Here is a 16,479-nt window from a genome sequence, read left to right on the forward strand (position 1 = left end):
GTTGATTCTGGGGGCCCGAGCCATGAGGTGGAAGTGATAAAGCGATTATTTGTCAACCCTATACCGACGTTCAGGGGCTTGACATGAACGGACGGTCATATCGGGGAATGTCAGCGGAGGAGCGACTGGCGGAACGCCGGGAACGTCTGATCTCCGCGGCGTACACCCTCTACTCGGATCCAGGGTTCCCCGAGACCACGATCGAGAGGTTGTGCGCCGCGGCACGCATCTCCAACCGCGCCTTCTACGAATGCTTCTCCGGGCGCAACGAGTTGATGCGGGCCGTGCACGACCGATGCGTGCACGAGACACTGCAATCGGTGGCGAAGTCCATAGAGCAGGCCCCCGACACCCTGGCCACCCGGGTCGAGGCGGGAATCTCCGGATACATCAATTTCGTCACCGAAGACAGGCGCCGTGCCCGGATCATGCATCTGGAGGTGCGCAGAGCGGGTGACTGCCTCGTCAGCTCACGACAGCTGGCCGTCACGGCCTTCACCGACATGATCAAGCTGAACGTCGCGGATCTGCCGGAGGCGGTCAAGGCCAACCGGCACCTGCTCGCGCTGGGCATGATCGGAGCGATCCAGGAGCTGCTCATCGAGTGGGTGCTGGCCGACGACCCGCCCTCGACCGAGAGCATGATCAACACCGCCGTTCACATTTTCTACCGGTCTTTCACCGGGTAACCGAACCACCTCGGCACGACCTCGACGAGGCGGAGACGAGGACGGGCCTCAGCCGGCCCGCCCTTCGAGATGTTCCGGTGCCGCCGGTGTCCCGAACTCCGGCGGGCGACCGGTCAGGCCACCGCGGCTATGGGGTGTTCGACGGTGAGGACCCGGTTGAGCCGGGTCACCGCCAGCACCCGCATGATCCTCGGTGGCACCCCCCGGAGAATGAGGCGGCGTTCCGCGCCCACAGCGCGGCGATGCGTGCCCACCAACACCCCCAGCCCGGTGGCGTCGATCATCTCCAGCCCGGAAAGATCTACGATCAGGTCGCCATGCCCGGAGTCGACCGCCTCGTGCAGCCGCGGGCGCACTCCGGTGACGGTTCCCGCGTCGAGACGGTTCCCGATGCCGACCACCTGGGCCTGGGGGTTACCAGGGACGCGCATGCCTCCTCCTCACACCTGGCCACGAAGGAGACGTGGCCAGGCACAACGGCGGTGCGTCACCGCAGCCAGTCGATCACGCACCGCATCCATATGATGGCACAGCGTGTAAGAAGCCGCGAACTTCTCCCGCTTCCGAATTCACTCTTCTTACCCACATGAGAACCCCTTGCCCGAATCAACGGATAAAACTCGGACCAAAGCCAACCTTTTCGCTGGACCAACCGGATGGCGATGATCCGGTTGGTCACGCCTGTCACCTATGGGCGGGGCGGCAGCGCGGGGCGGCGACGGGACGGCCGGGTGGAGGCGTCGGGCGGGGTCGCCGCCGGGCGCTCGTCCAGTGCGGCCAGCACGAGCCGTACCGCCTCCTCGATCTGCGGATCCCTGCCCGCCGCCCAGTCGTCAGGGCTGATGTCGATCTCGACGTCCGGATCGACGCCGTAGTTCTCCACACCCCAGCCGAGCTTCTCGAACCAGAAGGAGTACCTGGGCACGGTGATGTGCGACCCGTCGACCAGCCGGTGGCTGCCCTCGATGCCGATGACGCCACCCCAGGTACGGGTGCCCACCACCGGCCCGAGCTTGTAGATCTTGAAGGCCGCGGTGACGATGTCGCCGTCGGATCCGGCGCTCTGGTTGGTGATCGCGACCAGCGGGCCGCGCGGCGCGTCCTCGGGGTAGGTGATCGGCTTCATGCCCCTGGGCAGGTCCCAGCCGATGACCCGGCGGATCAGCCTCTCGATGACCAGCTCGGAGGTGTGGCCGCCTCGATTGCCCCGTACGTCCACCACCAGCCCCTCGAAGGTCATCTCCCTGCGCAGGTCGCGGTGGAACTGCGCCCAGCCCTCGGCGACCATGTCCGGGATGTGCAGGTAGCCGAGGCGGCCGCCGCCGAGCTCCCTGACCCGCGCCCGGCGCCCGGACACCCAGTGCTGGTAACGCAGGCGCCTGTCGTCGCCGAGCGGCGTGACGACCACCCTCCGGCCACCACCCAGGGTCAGCTCGACCGGCTTGTCCGCGGCGCCGACCAGCAGCCGGGCCGGCCCTTCCGGTGGCACCGGGCGGCCGTCGACCGCGAGCAGTGCCTCTCCCTCCTTGACCGCCGCCCCGGGCCCGGCCAGCGGCGAGCGGGCGTGCACGTCGGAGGACTCGGCGGGCAGCACCGCGTCCACCTGCCAGCGGCCATCGGCCCCCCTGGAGAGATCGGCACCGAGCAGGCCGACCGGCTCCGAGGCCGGGTAACCCCAGGCCGCCGCGTCGACATAGGCGTGCGAGCTGCCCAGCTCCCCCACGACCTCCCAGAGCAGGTCGGCGAAGTCGTCGGCGGTGGCGACGCGGTCCACCAGCGGCCGGTACTCCTCCAGCACGGCCTCCCAATCGACGTCGGCCATGTCCTCGACCCAGAAGTCGGCGCGCATCCGGCGGCCCGCCTGGGCGTAGGCGTGCCGGCGCAGGGCCTGGGGATCTCCGGTGATCCGAATCCTGGACAGGTCGATGGTCGTCTCGTCGCCGTTCTTGGCGCCCGGCTTGCCACCGGCCGGCCGGACCGTGAGCGTGCCCTTGTCGCTGACGACGAGCTGCGTGCCGTCACCGCTCACCCGGTACCAGTCGAGCTTGTCGACCACCTCCTCCCACTTGCGCTTGTCCAGGTCGTAACGGTCCAGTGCCGCCCGGGGCGCCTCACTCCCCACCTCGTCCCTGTCCTCACCGAGTTCCCCCGCCAGCGGCTCGCGCAGCCAGACGAACCCGCCCTTGACCGCCCGCAGGTTCGAATACCGTCCCTCGGGGACCGGCACCCGCACGATCCTGGTGGAGATGCCGTCCAGGTCCACGGTGATCGCGGCCTCGTCCCGCTTGTCGTCGTCGCCGGAGTCGGCGACGGGCCGCCCCGCGGAGCTGGGCGCGAACGGGGACGGCGTGGAGGCGGCCAGCGGCACCAGATAGGGCCGGTAACCGAGCGGGAAGGACATGTCGAAGGAGTGCGCGTCATAGATCGGGTCGAAGCCACGACGCGACAGGAACGCCAGGTGGTCCCCGGCGAACGCGGGCGAGATGTCGGCGAACCTGCCATCGGTGACATCGGTCACCACCCGGTCGGCCACCCTGGCCAGCCTGATCCTGCGCAGATGCTCGCTGTCCGGGTGTGACCAGGCCAGCCAGCCCGAGTCCGGCGACCAGGCGAGACCCTGGATCTCACCGTGGGCCCTCGCCAGCTCCACCACCTCGCCGGAGGCCACGTCCACCAGGAGCAGCCGCCCGTCCCTGGCGCTCACCGCGATCACGTTCCCGTCGGGTGCGACGGCCAGGTTCCCGACCTCGCCCAGCTTGCCCGCGGCGATCCTGCGACTCTCTCCACCCCCTGCGGGGACGATCTCCAGTCCCTGGGTCTCGCCGTCGTCGAAGACCCACACCACCCGGTCGTCACCGAGAAGGCGGGGCCGCCCCGCCGACAGGCCGGTGCTGAGCTGCCGTGCCGGGCCGTCCCGATGGGTCACCCAGTGCACCGTCCCGGCGACCTCCACCACGCTGGCCCGCCCGGTGGCGTCCACGGCCAGGTCGTGCAGCCTCCTGCCCGCGTTGACCTGGTAGGGCTGCCGCCCCCGCAGCGGGGAGCCGAGCGTGACGTCGAGCTTGCGGGCCTCGGCGTCAAGGTCGTCCAGGAGGTAGAGGTCACCGGCGTTCTGGTAGACGATCCGCCTTCCGTCGGTGGTGGCGTTCCTGGCGTAGAAGGCCTCGTGGTCGGTGTGCCGGCGCAGGCCGGTGCCGTCCAGCTCACAGGAGTAGAGGTTACCGATGCCCTCGTGGTCGGAGAGGAAGGCGAGCCGTCCCCCGATGAGCATCGGATCGGCCAGCTGGCTGTTCAGATCGGTCAGGATCCGAGTGAAGTCCCCCTCTCCCCGCCGCACCCACAGCCGGCCCGCCGTACCGCCCCGGTAGCGTTTCCAGGCCGCCGGATCGCGGAAGAGCGCCCCGGTGAGAAGTGCCACCGCGTCTTCCGTGACCGAGAGGTCGTTGACCGGACCGTACGGCAGCCGCTCGACTCCGTCGCCAAGCGCGTAGGCCCAGGTCTGCCAGAGGAACGGCTGGCCGGTCGCGCTGATCGCGAGGACCTCTCCCTCCGGTGTCCAGCCGCGCGCGCGGGTCCGCGCGCTCCCCCAGTAGGTCAGCCGCTCGGCGGATCCGGAGTCCAGATCCGCCAGGTAGATCTCGGGGGCGCCGTCGCGAACGCTGGTCCAGGCGACCTTGGTGCCGTCAGGTGAGAGGTGGGGGTGGCTCGCGGGAGCCCGGTCCGCGGAGAGGCGCCACGCCCGGCCGCCATCCGCCGGAGCCACCCAGACGTCGTCGTCCGCGACGAACGTCAGTGTCTCGTGGGAGAGGTGTGGGAATCGCAGGTAGAAACCAGAAACCATTAACAAATCATATTGTCGACTATCAGGTGAATCAGGGGCAATTTTGCCCCCGATAGGCTGGACGGCATGACGCGAGCTGACAGAGACAACCCGGTAGTGCTCTCCAAGATCTACACCCGTACCGGAGACGACGGCACGACCGCGCTCGGCGACATGAGCCGTACCCGCAAGACCGACCCTCGCCTGGCCGCCTACGCGGACGTCGAGGAGGCCAACGCGGCGATCGGGGTGGCACTGGCCACGGGTTCCCTGGAGGCGGACGTCACCGCCGTCCTCACCCGGATCCAGAACGAGCTGTTCGACGTCGGAGCCGACCTCTGCACCCCGGTCACGGAGAACCCCGAGTTCCCGCCGCTGCGAGTCGAGCCCTCCTACATCGAATGGCTTGAGGCGCGCTGTGACGAGTTCAACGAGCGCCTCAAGCCGCTGCGCAGCTTCATCCTGCCTGGCGGCACCCCGGCCGTGTCCTGGCTGCACGTCGCCAGGACCGTGGTCCGGCGGGCCGAGCGGACCGTCTGGTCGGCGCTGGAGGCCCACGACGACGTCAACCCGCTGACCGCGAAGTACCTCAACCGGCTGAGCGACCTGATGTTCATCCTCTGCCGGGTGGCCGCCGCCGGCGACGAGATCCTCTGGAAGCCCGGCGGCACCCGCTGAGCCGACCCGCCTGAAAGATCAGGCTACGTCGAGGTGGGCGCTGGGCGGGGCCGACTCCAGCCAGGCGACGAAACCGGTCAGCGCCCGGTATCCCATGGCGAGTTCGAAGGTGCGCTGCCCGTTGCGGCACTCCAGCGCCGTCACGCCCTCGATGAAGCCGAAGAACTCACCGGGCCCGACCCTGCGACGGCTGGAAACGACAAGGCCGCGCCTCACGATAACGTGGCGCGGCCTTAGAAGCAGTCCTAGGAGCGGGATCCAGTTGAGGTGGCCGTCGGCATAGCGGGCCACCCCGACTCGCCAGCCTCGCTTCCCTGGCAGAAGGCGCAGACAACACAGCACCGATCCCCGGAAGCGGGTCAGGACGAGCGCCCGGAGGGCCAGGAGGGCGACGAGCAGCCCCACCACGATGAGTACGTCCAGCACCATCATGTCTGCCCGCCCCCCAACAAACCCTTACCGCTGAGAAGCCGAATTTATCCGACTTCTTCTCCGGCCGCGCGCAGCCGGGCCCTGGCACGCTTGGCCTCGGCGGCGGCCTCCACGGCCGCGTCCGCGCCTTCCTGACCGGACTCGACCGAGGCCTGAGCCCGCTCCAGCGCGCTCCTGGCCCGGGCGATGTCGATCTCGGAACCAAGCTCGGCGATCTCGGCCAGGATCGACACCTCGTCGTCGGCCACCGAGAGGAACCCTCCGTGGACGGCGGCGACGAGATCGGCTTCGCCGTCACCTCGCTTGATCTTCAGCAGCCCGCCCTCGACGAGAACGCCGAGCACGGGTGCGTGTTTAGGCATGATACCGATCTCGCCGTCGACGGTCTTGGCAATCACCATGTCGGCCTCGCCGGACCAGATCTCCCGCTCCGGGGAGACGACGCCTACTCGCAGCTTCGCCACTTTCTCTCCAGTTCCTTATCGAACCAGGTGCCGGTACGACCGCGTGACCGTACCGGCACCGAAGGCGACTAGCGGGCGAGTTCCTTGGCCTTGGCCACGGCCTGGTCGATGCCACCGACCATGAAGAACGCCTGCTCGGGCAGGTGGTCGTAGTCGCCGGCGCACAGGCCCTTGAACGAGGCGATGGTCTCGTCCAGCGGCACGTTCTCGCCGGGCTGACCGGTGAACGCCTCGGCGGCGTACATCGGGTGGGACAGGAAGCGCTCGATACGACGGGCCCGGTTGACGGTGACCTTGTCCTCTTCGGAGAGCTCGTCGATACCGAGGATCGCGATGATGTCCTGCAGTTCCTTGTACTTCTGCAGGATCCGCTTGGTCTCCTGAGCCACGCGGTAGTGCTCCTCGCCCACGATCAGCGGGTCGAGGATCCGCGAGGTGGAGTCGAGCGGGTCCACCGCGGGGTAGATGCCCTTCTCCGAGATCGGCCGCGAAAGCACGGTCTGCGCGTCGAGGTGCGCGAACGCGTTGTGCGGGGCCGGGTCGGTGATGTCGTCCGCGGGGACGTAGATCGCCTGCATGGAGGTGATCGAGTGACCGCGGGTCGAGGTGATGCGCTCCTGCAGAACACCCATCTCGTCGGCCAGGGTCGGCTGGTAACCCACCGCGGACGGCATACGGCCGAGCAGGGTGGACACCTCGGAACCGGCCTGGGTGAACCGGAAGATGTTGTCGATGAAGAGCAGCACGTCCTGCTTCTGGACGTCACGGAAGTACTCCGCCATGGTCAGGGCGGAGAGCGCGACGCGCAGACGGGTGCCCGGGGGCTCGTCCATCTGGCCGAAGACGAGGGCGGTGTCCTTGAGGACGTTCGCCTCCTCCATCTCCAGCCAGAGGTCGTTGCCCTCACGGGTGCGCTCGCCGACGCCGGCGAACACCGAGGTGCCACCGAAGTTGCGGGCGACCCGGCGGATCATCTCCTGGATCAGCACGGTCTTGCCCACGCCCGCGCCGCCGAACAGGCCGATCTTGCCACCCTGCACGTACGGGGTGAGCAGGTCGATGACCTTGATGCCGGTGGTCAGCATCTCGGTGCGCGACTCAAGGGTGTCGAACGCGGGCGAGGGACGGTGGATGCCCCAGCGCTCCTCGATCTTGAGCGACGCGGTGGGCACGTCCAGCGCCTCACCGAGCGTGTTCCACACGTGGCCCTTGACGACGTCGCCGACCGGCACGGAGATGGCCGCGCCGGTGTCGGCCACCGCCGCACCACGGGTCACCCCGTCGGTGGGCTGCATGGAGATGGCCCGGACCAGGTTGTCACCCAGGTGCTGGGCGACCTCCAGGGTCAGCAGCTTGGTCTCCCCGCCGAGGGTGACCTCGATGGTGAGCGCGTTGTAGATCTCGGGCATCGCCTCGACGGGGAACTCCACGTCGACGACGGGACCGGTGACCCGCGCGACGCGGCCCACGCCGGTCTCAACAGTCTGTGCAGTCATTTCACTCTTTCCCCGCTGCGGCGTCAGCCAGCGCGCTCGCGCCACCGACGATCTCGCTGATTTCCTGGGTGATCTCGGCCTGGCGAGCTTGGTTCATCTGCTGGGTGAACGTTCGGATGAGCTCGTTGGCGTTGTCGGTCGCCGACTTCATCGCCCGGCGACGTGACGCCTCTTCCGAGGCCGCCGACTGGAGCAGCGCGCTGAAGATGCGCGACTCCACATAGCGCGGCAGCAGCGTGTCGAGAACATCGGCCGCGCTGGGCTCGAACTCGAAGTACGGCAGTGGCGTACTGTCCGCCCGCTCGTCGGTCTCCTCGACCTCCAACGGCAGGATTCGCTTGATCACGACTTCCTGCGTCAGCATCGAGACGAACTGGGTCGAGACGATGTGGATCTCGTCCACCCCGTCCTCGGCCGAGAACGAGTCGATCAGCACACCGGCGATCTCCTTGGCGTCCGAGTAGGCGGGCTTACGGGAGAACCCCGTCCACTGCCCGCCCATCTCGCGGCCACGGAAGCTGTGCCAGGCGACGCCCTTGCGTCCGGTCACGAAGGGCACGGGCTCGATGCCCTTGCCCTTCAGCAGACCGACGAGGGCCTCGGCCTCACGCAGAACGTTCGCGTTGAAGCCGCCGCAGAAGCCGCTGTCGCTGGTGACGATGAGCACGGCGGCCCTGGCGGGCCGCTCCTTCTCCACGGTCAGCGGGTGGTCGACGCTGGCGGTGTTGCTGACGACGCCCGTCACGGCGCGAGTGATCTCGCGCTCGTACGGCACCGCCGCCTGCATCCGCAGCTGCGCCTTCACGATGCGCGACGATGCGATGAGCTCCTGGGCGCGCGTGATCTTCGCCGTTGACTTGACCGACTTGATCCGCCGCCGCAGCAGTCTTAGCTGGGCACCCATCGGCTACTTCTTCTCAGCCGTGCGGACGCGCTTGGTGATCTTTTCCTGGCCGACCGCTTCGGCGCCGAGTGCCTCGACCGGCTCCTCGTTGACCAGCAGCTCGCCCGCGGAGGTCTCGAAGGTCTTCTTGAACGCGGTGACGACGTCCTTGAGAGCGGTGACCGTGTCCTCGGACAGGGCCTTGGTCTCGCGGATGCTGTCGAAGATGCCCTTCTTCTCCCGGCCGATGTAGTCCAGGAAGTCCGCCTCGAAACGGCGGATGTCCTCGACCGGGACCTCGTCGAGCTCACCGGTGGTGCCGGCCCAGATGGAGACGACCTCGTGCTCGACCGGGAAGGGACTGTACTGCGGCTGCTTGAGCAGCTCGACCAGGCGCTGACCGCGCTCCAGCTGAGCCTTGGACGCCGCGTCCAGGTCGGAGGCGAAGGAGGCGAAGGCCTCCAGGTCACGGTACTGGGAGAGCGACAGGCGCAGCGTGCCGGCGACCGACTTCATCGCCTTGGTCTGGGCCGAGCCGCCGACTCGGGAGACCGAGACACCGACGTTGATGGCGGGGCGGACACCGGCGTTGAACAGGTCCGTCTCCAGGAAGACCTGGCCGTCGGTGATGGAGATGACGTTGGTCGGGATGAACGCCGAGACGTCGTTGCCCTTCGTCTCGATGATCGGCAGACCGGTCATCGAGCCGGAACCCATCTCCTTCGACAGCTTCGCGCAGCGCTCCAGGAGGCGGGAGTGCAGGTAGAAGACGTCACCGGGGTAGGCCTCACGGCCCGGCGGACGACGGAGCAGCAGGGAGACCGCGCGGTAGGCGTCGGCCTGCTTGGTCAGGTCGTCGAAGACGATGAGAACGTGCTTGCCCTGGTACATCCAGTGCTGACCGATGGCCGAACCGGTGTAGGGGGCGAGGTACTTGTAACCGGCCGGGTCGGACGCCGGAGAGGCGACGATGGTGGTGTACTCCAGCGCGCCCGCCTCCTCAAGGCGAGCCTTGACCTGGGCGATCGTGGAGCCCTTCTGGCCGACCGCGACGTAGACGCAGCGGACCTGCTTCTCCGGGTCGCCGGAGAGCCAGTTCTCCCGCTGGTTCAGGATGGTGTCCACGGCGATCGCGGTCTTGCCGGTGCCGCGGTCACCGATGATCAGCTGACGCTGGCCACGGCCGATCGCGGTCATCGCGTCGATCGCCTTGATGCCGGTGGCGAGGGGCTCCTTAACCGGCTGGCGCTGCACGACGGAAGGCGCCTGAACCTCAAGGGGACGAACACCCTCGGACTCGATGGCACCCTTGCCGTCCAGCGGGATGCCCAGCGGGTCGACCACTCGGCCGAGGAAGCCGTCGCCGACCGGCACGGACAGGACCTCGCCCGTCCGGCGGACCGACTGGCCCTCCTCGATCTTGCTGAAGTCGCCCAGAACAACGACACCGATCTCCCGGACGTCCAGGTTCAGTGCCAGGCCACGCGTGCCGTCCTCGAACTCAAGCAGCTCGTTCGCCATCGCCGAGGGAAGGCCGGAGACATGGGCGATACCGTCGCCGCAGTCGACGACGGTCCCGATCTCCTCACGCGCGGCGCCTTCCGGCTCGTACGCCTGGACGAAGCGCTCAAGTGCGTCCCGGATCTCGTCCGGCCGGATCGTAAGCTCCGCCATCTCTCTTCAGTCTCCCTATTCGCCTAGCCGGCCAACCGGCGGCGGACTTCTTCGATTCGTCCCGCGATGGTGGTGTCGATGAGATCGTCCCCGATGTGCACCGAGAACCCTCCCAGCACCCGCGGATCCACCTCGACGTTCAGATGAACGTCGCGGCCGTACGAGGTGCGCAGCCACGTGGCGAGACGCTGCTTCTGCTCCTCTGAGAGCACGATGGCGCTGCGCACCACCGCGACGAGGCGCTGCCGCTGGGCGGCGACCAGCTTTCCGAACTCCTCAAGCCCACTGTCCAGGCTACGTCCTCGTGGGTGTACCACGAGCTGCGTGACCAGGCGGAGAGTGGTGGGGGCGACCTTGTCGGCGAGCAGGGAGCCCAGCAGCTCCCGCTTGGCCTGCTCCGGTGCCGCCGTGGAGGTCAGGGTCCGGTGCAGTTCCAGGTTCGAGGCGACGATGCGCCCGAACCTGAACAGCTCGTCCTCGACGTCGTCGAGTCTGCCCTGCGCCTCGGCCTCCGCGGAGGCCGCGATGACACCCAGACGCTCAAGGGAGTCGGCCAGGTCGCCGGAGCGGGCCCACCGCGCGGACACGGCCGCGACGACCGTCTCCAGCGCGGCGTCGCTGATCTTGCCTTCCAACAGCACCCGGACGATCTGCGCCTTCTGGGCCGCGGGACGGGCGGGGTCGGAAAGGTTGCGGCGGAGCCCGTGTTCGCGGTCGAACAGGGCGGCGACCGAGAAAAGCTCGTCGGCCAGCGTGCCGAGGTCCGCGCTTCCCGCGACGGCGTTGAAACGCTCTTCGACCTCGGCCAGCGAGGCCCTGCTCAGGCCCCTCATCAGCCGCTCACCGACACTCGCGCGTCACGCCTGGTTCGCCGTGTCATCAGCGGACCGCCGCGTTGCTCGACTCGAGCTCCTCAAGGAACCTGTCGACGGTACGACGCTGGCGCGCCTCGTCCTCCAGGGACTCGCCGACGATACGGCCGGCCAGCTCGATCGACAGGCGGCCGAGCTCCGTGCGGAGCTGGGCGAACGCCTGCTGGCGATCGGCCTCGATCTGCAGGTGCGCGGCCTCGACCAGGCGGCGGGCCTCGGCCTGTGCCTCCTCGCGGAGCTCCACCTTGATCTGCGCACCCTGCTCACGAGCGTCCTCACGCAGCCGCGAGGCTTCGTGACGGGCTTCGGAGAGCTGGTCCTTGTACTGCTTGAGCAGCGCCTGGGCCTCGGCCTGCGCGTCCTCGGCTCGCTTGATGCCGCCCTCGATCGCGTCGGTCCGCTCGACCAGGGTCTTCTGGATGCGCGGGGTGAGGATCTTACCGACGACGAAGAGGACGAAGAAGAAGGCGAAGCCGCCGACGACAAGCTCGTAGGTGTGCGGGATGAGGGGGTTAGCCCCCTCCTCCGCTGCCAGGAGCGAAGCTGCCTGAATCATTTGTGCAGCCTTCCGTCAGAGGTTTTCTGCGTCTTACTGACCGAACATGAACGGCGCGACCAGACCGATGAGGGCCAGCGCCTCGGTGAGAACGAAGCCGAGCAGCATGTTCTGGCGGATCAGGCCGTAGGCCTCGGGCTGGCGGGCGATGGCCTGCACACCCTGACCGAAGATGATGCCGACGCCGATGCCGGGGCCGATCGCGGCGAGGCCGTAACCGATGGAACCGAGGGAGCCGGTGACCTCAGCGAGGATTCCCATTGCCATGGTGTTGTGTTTCCTTTACAGGTCGGCCGGTGAAGGCTCACCGGTCTGGATATTCGAGGGAGGTCTGTGCGTCTAGTGGTCGGCGTGGAGCGAGTTGCCGATGTACATCGCGGCGAGCATCGCGAAGAGGAACGCCTGCAGGAACTGGATGAACATCTCGAAGCCCGTCATCGCGATCGTCATGACCACGCCGACCACGCCGAGCGGGGCGCCCAGCGGGGTGAGCTTCTCGAAGAGGAACCAGAAGCCGACGAGGCTGAAGAAGGCCAGGATGATGTGGCCGGCGAACATGTTGGCGAACAGTCGCACCGCGTGCGTGAAAGGCGCGATGATCATGTTGGAGAGGAGCTCGATCGGGGCCAGCAGCACGTAGATCGGCTTGGGCAGCCCCGGGGGGAACATCATGTTCTTGAAGTAGCCGATCACACCCTGGTGCTTGACACCCAGGTAGATCTTCAGGACGTAGACACTGAGGGCGAGCACGATCGGGAAGGCGATGTGCGAGGCGACCGGGAACTGCAGCACCGGGATGACGCCCATCAGGTTCCAGACCCAGACCAGGAAGAACATGCTGAGCAGCAGGCCCATCCACCGGTCGGCGTCCTTGCCGAGGAACGGCCGGGCGACCTGGTCACGGACGAACATGTAGCCCATCTCACCGACGTTCTGCACGCCTCGCGGCACCAGCTTCGGGTTGCCGAAGGCCGACCAGCAGAAGCCGATGACGATGACCGAGCTCAACAGGGCCAGCAGCACTGGCTTCGTGAACCAGGCGACGCCCGAGATGATCGGGGCGGCGTCGAAGAGTTCGAGTCCCGGAGGCTTGAACTCGTCCCCGGGAGCGAGGAGCGTCAGCGTGCTCACGCGGCGTTCCCTTCAGCGTGGTAGTTGATCGAAATTGCTTCGTCAGCGAAGCGACCGCCGCCGAAGGCTAGCGACCGTACTTCCGGTAGACCAGGTAGACGGATAGAGCGACCCCGAGGATCAATCCGATCGGGGTGAAGGCGACCACGCCAGTCCACTCGGACAGCAACCAGCCCGCACCGCCGTACAGGATCATCCCAGAGAGGAGATAGCTGGGGATCGACCAGGCGGCGTTGGCGAAGTCGCGGCCGTCGTCTTCGGGCCGGATTTTCTTTTCGCTCATCGCGGGCATGACGATAGCAGTCGCGGTGAGGACTAGTCATATCGGGCAGGGTCACGGCCGCCAGCGAGATGATACGCCTCATCGTGGATCGCCCTGACCTGGAATCGGGGCATCGGGGTCGACGTAGAGCATTTTAAGCTTCATGAAGCCGCGCATCTCACCGATCGTCCAGGCGATCGTGCACGCGATGGCCGCCCAGCCGAAGCCCTTGGGCTCGAACGCGGTGGCGTCCTCGAAGGTCTTGAGCAGAGCCATGATCACGAGAATCTTCACCGCGTAGCTCAGCACCGCGGCGGTCATCATCATCATGGGCGACACACGGCTCGCGTACGAGACGGCCACGATGCCGAGGGTGAAGAAGACACAGACCACCACGGTCCCGATCGCGGCGCCGAGCGCCCCCTTTGCTCCGGCCAGCAACGCCGCGACGAGGATCACGACCAGCCCCACCAGCACCGTGGGTATCGCAGCCCCCTTCAGAAGGCGCACGTCGTTGGCGAGCATCGGCACTCCAAGTGACTGTTATCAAGCGAGCGATTGCTACCTTGCAGGTCTAGGCAGGTTCACCGTCTGCTAGTGAAAGCTATCACAAGCTCATGGAAGAGCGCCTTTACCTGCCGTTTCAAGTAAACGATCAAGGGGATGACGAAAGCGCCTCAAAGCGGCGTCTCAGGGTTTGAGAAACCCCGCCGGGGAGCACTGAGTGACAGGTCGGGCCGCACCGGCAGCGCATCGTCGCCGTCGGCGACCGGACCGCGGCCGGGCGCCTCGGAGGGATACGGATGGGGCCTGACCCGGCCCGGCGGCTGCTCGTCCGGCCGCGGGTACCGCCCCGGTCCCTCCGCGGGGCCCGTGGGACCCACGGGAGCGGCGGGGTCGAGCCCGCCGCGCCCCTCGGTCCCGCCGAGGTCGCGACGGGCGCGCCAGCGGGGCAGCGCCATCATCACCAGCACGCCGATGGCGAGCAGCACGGTCAGCGGGAACAGGATGAGCGGGACGCCCTCGATGGACAGCGCCACGACCGCGAAGGCGAACAGGAAGGTCCAGGCGTACATGATCATGACGCTGCGGCGGTGCGAGTGGCCGATGTCCAGCAGGCGGTGGTGGAGATGCCCTCGGTCGGGCGCGAACGGCGACAGGCCGTTGGACGTGCGCCGGACCACCGCCATGATCAGGTCCAGCAGCGGGAGCACCAGGATCGCGACCGGCACGAGCAGCGGGAGGATGACGGGGAAACGGTTGATGCTGCTGGAGTCGAGCGGCGTCACCAGGATCATCGTGGAGGCGAGGACCAGACCGATCAGCATCGCCCCGGTGTCCCCCATGAAAATCTTCGCCGGGTGGAAGTTGTGCGGCAGGAAGCCCAGGCAGATCCCGATGAGCACCGAGGCGATGACCGCCGTCACGTTGATGCTGGTGTTGCCGTAGTCCTTCGACAGGGCCACCGAGTACGTCCAGGTAGCCATCGCGGCGATGCCCACGATCCCGGCGGCCAGACCGTCGAGCCCGTCGACGAAGTTGACCGCGTTGATCATGACGACCACGATCAGAATCGTGATCAGCGGGCTCAGCGTTGAGTCGAGAATGGTCTGCCCGCCCAGCGCCGTGGGCAGCGGGAGCCACGGCAGGCTGACCCCGAAGGCGACGAGCACGCCCGCCGCGCCGATCTGCCCGGCGAGCTTGACCAGGGCGTCCATCCCCAGCCAGTCGTCCAGGAAGCCGGTCAGCGTGATCAGCCCTCCTGCGGCGATCAGCGCGATCACCGTCTTGCCCTGGCCCTCGGCCGCCAGCTTGCCCCCGGCGTAGGGCAGCTCGCCGGCGATCAGCAGACCGGCGACGAGACCGCCGTACATCGCCAGGCCACCGAGTCTGGGCGTCGGCGTGGTGTGCACGTCACGGTCGCGGACCTCGGGCATGGCACCAATGCGGATGGCGAAAACGCGGACCAGCGGAACCAGCAGGTATGTCACCGCGGCCGCGACGAGCGCCATGAGAAGGTATTCGCGCACGGAACCAGTTTCGCGGATAGTCCGGCCACCTGTGACCGGAAAACGCCACAGAACAGCTCATAGTTCGCTGGGATATATCTGGTGGAGTCTCGTCAGCGCCGCGACGCGCTCCCGTATTTCACCCACTGCGTCGGGATTGCTGATGGCCTGTGCCACCATCGAGGCCACCGCCTTCATCTCCTCGGCCCCCATCCCCTGGGTCGTGACGCAGGGGGTGCCCACCCGGATCCCGGATGTCACCGTGGCCGGCTCCGGGTCGTAGGGGATCGCGTTGCGGTTCAGCGTGATCCCGGCGGCGCCACACCGCTGCTCGGCCACCGCGCCGGAGACCCCGACGTCACGCAGGTCGATCAACGCCAGATGACTGTCGGTGCCCCCGGAGACGGGCCGCATCCCCTCCGCGGCCAGGGCGTCGGCCAGCACCTGGGCGTTGGCCACCACCTGCCGCGCGTACTCCGCGAACTCCGGGCGCAGCGCCTCACCGAACGCCACGGCCTTGGCCGCCACCGCGTGCATGAGCGGGCCGCCCTGCACGAAGGGGAAGACCGCGCGGTCGACCCTGGGGGCCAGCTCCCGGGTGCACATGATCCCGCCCCCTCTCGGGCCGCGCAGCGCCTTGTGCGTGGTGAAGGTCACCACGTCCGCGTACGGCACGGCGGACGGCAGGGCGTTCCCGGCCATCAGCCCGATGGTGTGCGCGACATCGGCGAGCAGCCAGGCTCCCACCTCGTCGGCGATCCCCCGGAAGGCCGCGAAGTCGATCTTTCGGGAATAGGCGGTGGCCCCACATATGATCATTTTGGGCTGATGCCGCACCGCCAGCTCCCTGACCTCGTCATAGTCGATCAGCTCGGTGTCCCTGCGCACGCCGTACGCCACGACGTCGAACCAGCGGCCGGAGAAGTTGACCTTGGAACCGTGCGTGAGGTGGCCGCCGTGTGACAGCGCCATCGCCAGCACCGTGTCGCCCGGCTGGAGCAGTGCCGCGTAGGCCGCCAGATTCGCCGAGGCGCCGGAGTGGGGCTGCACGTTGACGTGATCGGCGCCGAACAGCCGCTTGGCCCGGTCGACCGCGAGTTGCTCGGCCCGGTCGACGACCTCGCATCCGGCGTAGTAGCGCCTGCCGGGGTAACCCTCCGCGTACTTGTTGGTGAGCGTCGAGCCGAGCGCGGCGAGCACGGCGGGCGAGGCGAAATTCTCACTCGCGATCAGCTGGACGCCGCCGCGGAGCCTGTCGAGCTCGTCGAGGAGTACCGAGGCGATCTCCGGATCCTCGCGCTGCAGTAGGCCGAAATCTGGCCCGTAGTACGGCTCTGCGCCCATGGCTCACATCCCGAAGATGACAACTCATCCCCACTGTAAGCCCGGCCACCCCGGTTATCCCAGGTCAGAGAGGTGTCGTCACGGGAAGGCGTGTCTCCGTGCGGAAACGCACGCCCCCAAAAGGCCCCGGTGCCGTCCGCCCGGAAGGCTTCGAAAACCGTCTGGATGG

At 67.7% G+C, this 16,479-nt stretch carries 17 protein-coding genes; 2 read left to right on the forward strand and 15 right to left on the reverse strand.

The window, feature by feature from the left end; all coding sequences use genetic code 11:
• Positions 1-83 precede the first annotated feature (83 nt).
• Positions 84-689, forward strand: a complete 606-nt coding sequence (locus IG98_RS0105705) for a TetR/AcrR family transcriptional regulator (protein ID WP_030906530.1) — start codon at positions 84-86, stop codon at positions 687-689.
• Between the two features lie 113 nt (positions 690-802).
• On the opposite strand, the gene IG98_RS0105710 is transcribed toward IG98_RS0105705, so the two are convergent.
• Both IG98_RS0105710 and IG98_RS0105715 read right to left on the reverse strand, forming a co-directional pair.
• Positions 803-1,120, reverse strand: coding sequence for an STAS domain-containing protein (locus tag IG98_RS0105710; protein ID WP_030906533.1), 318 nt, complete (start codon positions 1,118-1,120; stop codon positions 803-805).
• 257 nt (positions 1,121-1,377) lie between these two features.
• Positions 1,378-4,530: a S41 family peptidase gene (locus tag IG98_RS0105715; protein ID WP_030906536.1), complete on the reverse strand. Its 3,153-nt coding sequence runs from the start codon at positions 4,528-4,530 to the stop codon at positions 1,378-1,380.
• 66 nt (positions 4,531-4,596) lie between these two features.
• On the opposite strand from IG98_RS0105715, the gene IG98_RS0105720 reads away from it, so the two are divergent.
• Positions 4,597-5,187, forward strand: coding sequence for a cob(I)yrinic acid a,c-diamide adenosyltransferase (locus IG98_RS0105720; protein WP_030906539.1), 591 nt, complete (start codon positions 4,597-4,599; stop codon positions 5,185-5,187).
• A gap of 18 nt (positions 5,188-5,205) precedes the next feature.
• On the opposite strand, the gene IG98_RS0105725 is transcribed toward IG98_RS0105720, so the two are convergent.
• From IG98_RS0105725 to IG98_RS0105785, 13 genes are all read right to left on the reverse strand, one after another.
• Complete coding sequence (locus tag IG98_RS0105725) at positions 5,206-5,619, reverse strand: DUF2550 domain-containing protein (RefSeq protein ID WP_245651408.1); 414 nt, start codon at positions 5,617-5,619, stop codon at positions 5,206-5,208.
• A 44-nt stretch (positions 5,620-5,663) separates the two neighbouring features.
• Positions 5,664-6,083: a F0F1 ATP synthase subunit epsilon gene (locus IG98_RS0105730; RefSeq protein WP_030906546.1), complete on the reverse strand. Its 420-nt coding sequence runs from the start codon at positions 6,081-6,083 to the stop codon at positions 5,664-5,666.
• A 68-nt stretch (positions 6,084-6,151) separates the two neighbouring features.
• Positions 6,152-7,579 carry a F0F1 ATP synthase subunit beta gene (gene atpD, locus IG98_RS0105735; RefSeq protein ID WP_030906549.1) on the reverse strand — a complete coding sequence of 476 codons (1,428 nt, stop codon included), beginning with the start codon at positions 7,577-7,579 and terminating at the stop codon, positions 6,152-6,154.
• 1 nt (position 7,580) lies between these two features.
• The gene (locus IG98_RS0105740; RefSeq protein WP_030906552.1) at positions 7,581-8,483 is read right to left on the reverse strand and encodes a F0F1 ATP synthase subunit gamma; all 903 of its coding nucleotides are present in this window, start codon (positions 8,481-8,483) and stop codon (positions 7,581-7,583) included.
• 3 nt (positions 8,484-8,486) lie between these two features.
• A complete protein-coding gene (gene atpA / locus IG98_RS0105745; protein WP_030906555.1) occupies positions 8,487-10,136 on the reverse strand; it encodes a F0F1 ATP synthase subunit alpha in 1,650 nt (549 codons plus the stop codon).
• A 23-nt stretch (positions 10,137-10,159) separates the two neighbouring features.
• Positions 10,160-10,969 carry a F0F1 ATP synthase subunit delta gene (locus tag IG98_RS0105750; RefSeq protein ID WP_030906558.1) on the reverse strand — a complete coding sequence of 270 codons (810 nt, stop codon included), beginning with the start codon at positions 10,967-10,969 and terminating at the stop codon, positions 10,160-10,162.
• 46 nt (positions 10,970-11,015) lie between these two features.
• Entirely contained in the window at positions 11,016-11,564 is a 549-nt protein-coding gene (locus tag IG98_RS0105755) for a F0F1 ATP synthase subunit B (RefSeq protein WP_030906560.1), read from the reverse strand.
• A gap of 33 nt (positions 11,565-11,597) precedes the next feature.
• A complete protein-coding gene (atpE, locus tag IG98_RS0105760; RefSeq protein ID WP_030906562.1) occupies positions 11,598-11,825 on the reverse strand; it encodes an ATP synthase F0 subunit C in 228 nt (75 codons plus the stop codon).
• Between the two features lie 78 nt (positions 11,826-11,903).
• Positions 11,904-12,695 carry a F0F1 ATP synthase subunit A gene (gene atpB / locus IG98_RS0105765; RefSeq protein ID WP_030906565.1) on the reverse strand — a complete coding sequence of 264 codons (792 nt, stop codon included), beginning with the start codon at positions 12,693-12,695 and terminating at the stop codon, positions 11,904-11,906.
• Positions 12,696-12,762: 67 nt separating this feature from the next.
• Entirely contained in the window at positions 12,763-12,978 is a 216-nt protein-coding gene (locus IG98_RS0105770) for an AtpZ/AtpI family protein (protein WP_030906568.1), read from the reverse strand.
• Between the two features lie 78 nt (positions 12,979-13,056).
• The gene (locus tag IG98_RS0105775; protein WP_030906569.1) at positions 13,057-13,482 is read right to left on the reverse strand and encodes a Cg1360 family ATP-synthase-associated protein; all 426 of its coding nucleotides are present in this window, start codon (positions 13,480-13,482) and stop codon (positions 13,057-13,059) included.
• A 152-nt stretch (positions 13,483-13,634) separates the two neighbouring features.
• Positions 13,635-14,987, reverse strand: a complete 1,353-nt coding sequence (locus tag IG98_RS0105780) for a glycosyltransferase family 4 protein (protein WP_169750076.1) — start codon at positions 14,985-14,987, stop codon at positions 13,635-13,637.
• Positions 14,988-15,044: 57 nt separating this feature from the next.
• On the reverse strand, positions 15,045-16,310 hold the full coding sequence (locus IG98_RS0105785) for a serine hydroxymethyltransferase (protein WP_030906575.1): 1,266 nt from the start codon (positions 16,308-16,310) through the stop codon (positions 15,045-15,047).
• Positions 16,311-16,479: the final 169 nt, after the last annotated feature.

Origin of the sequence: Streptosporangium amethystogenes (assembly GCF_000721075.1) — a bacterium.
GTDB lineage: Bacteria > Actinomycetota > Actinomycetes > Streptosporangiales > Streptosporangiaceae > Streptosporangium > Streptosporangium amethystogenes.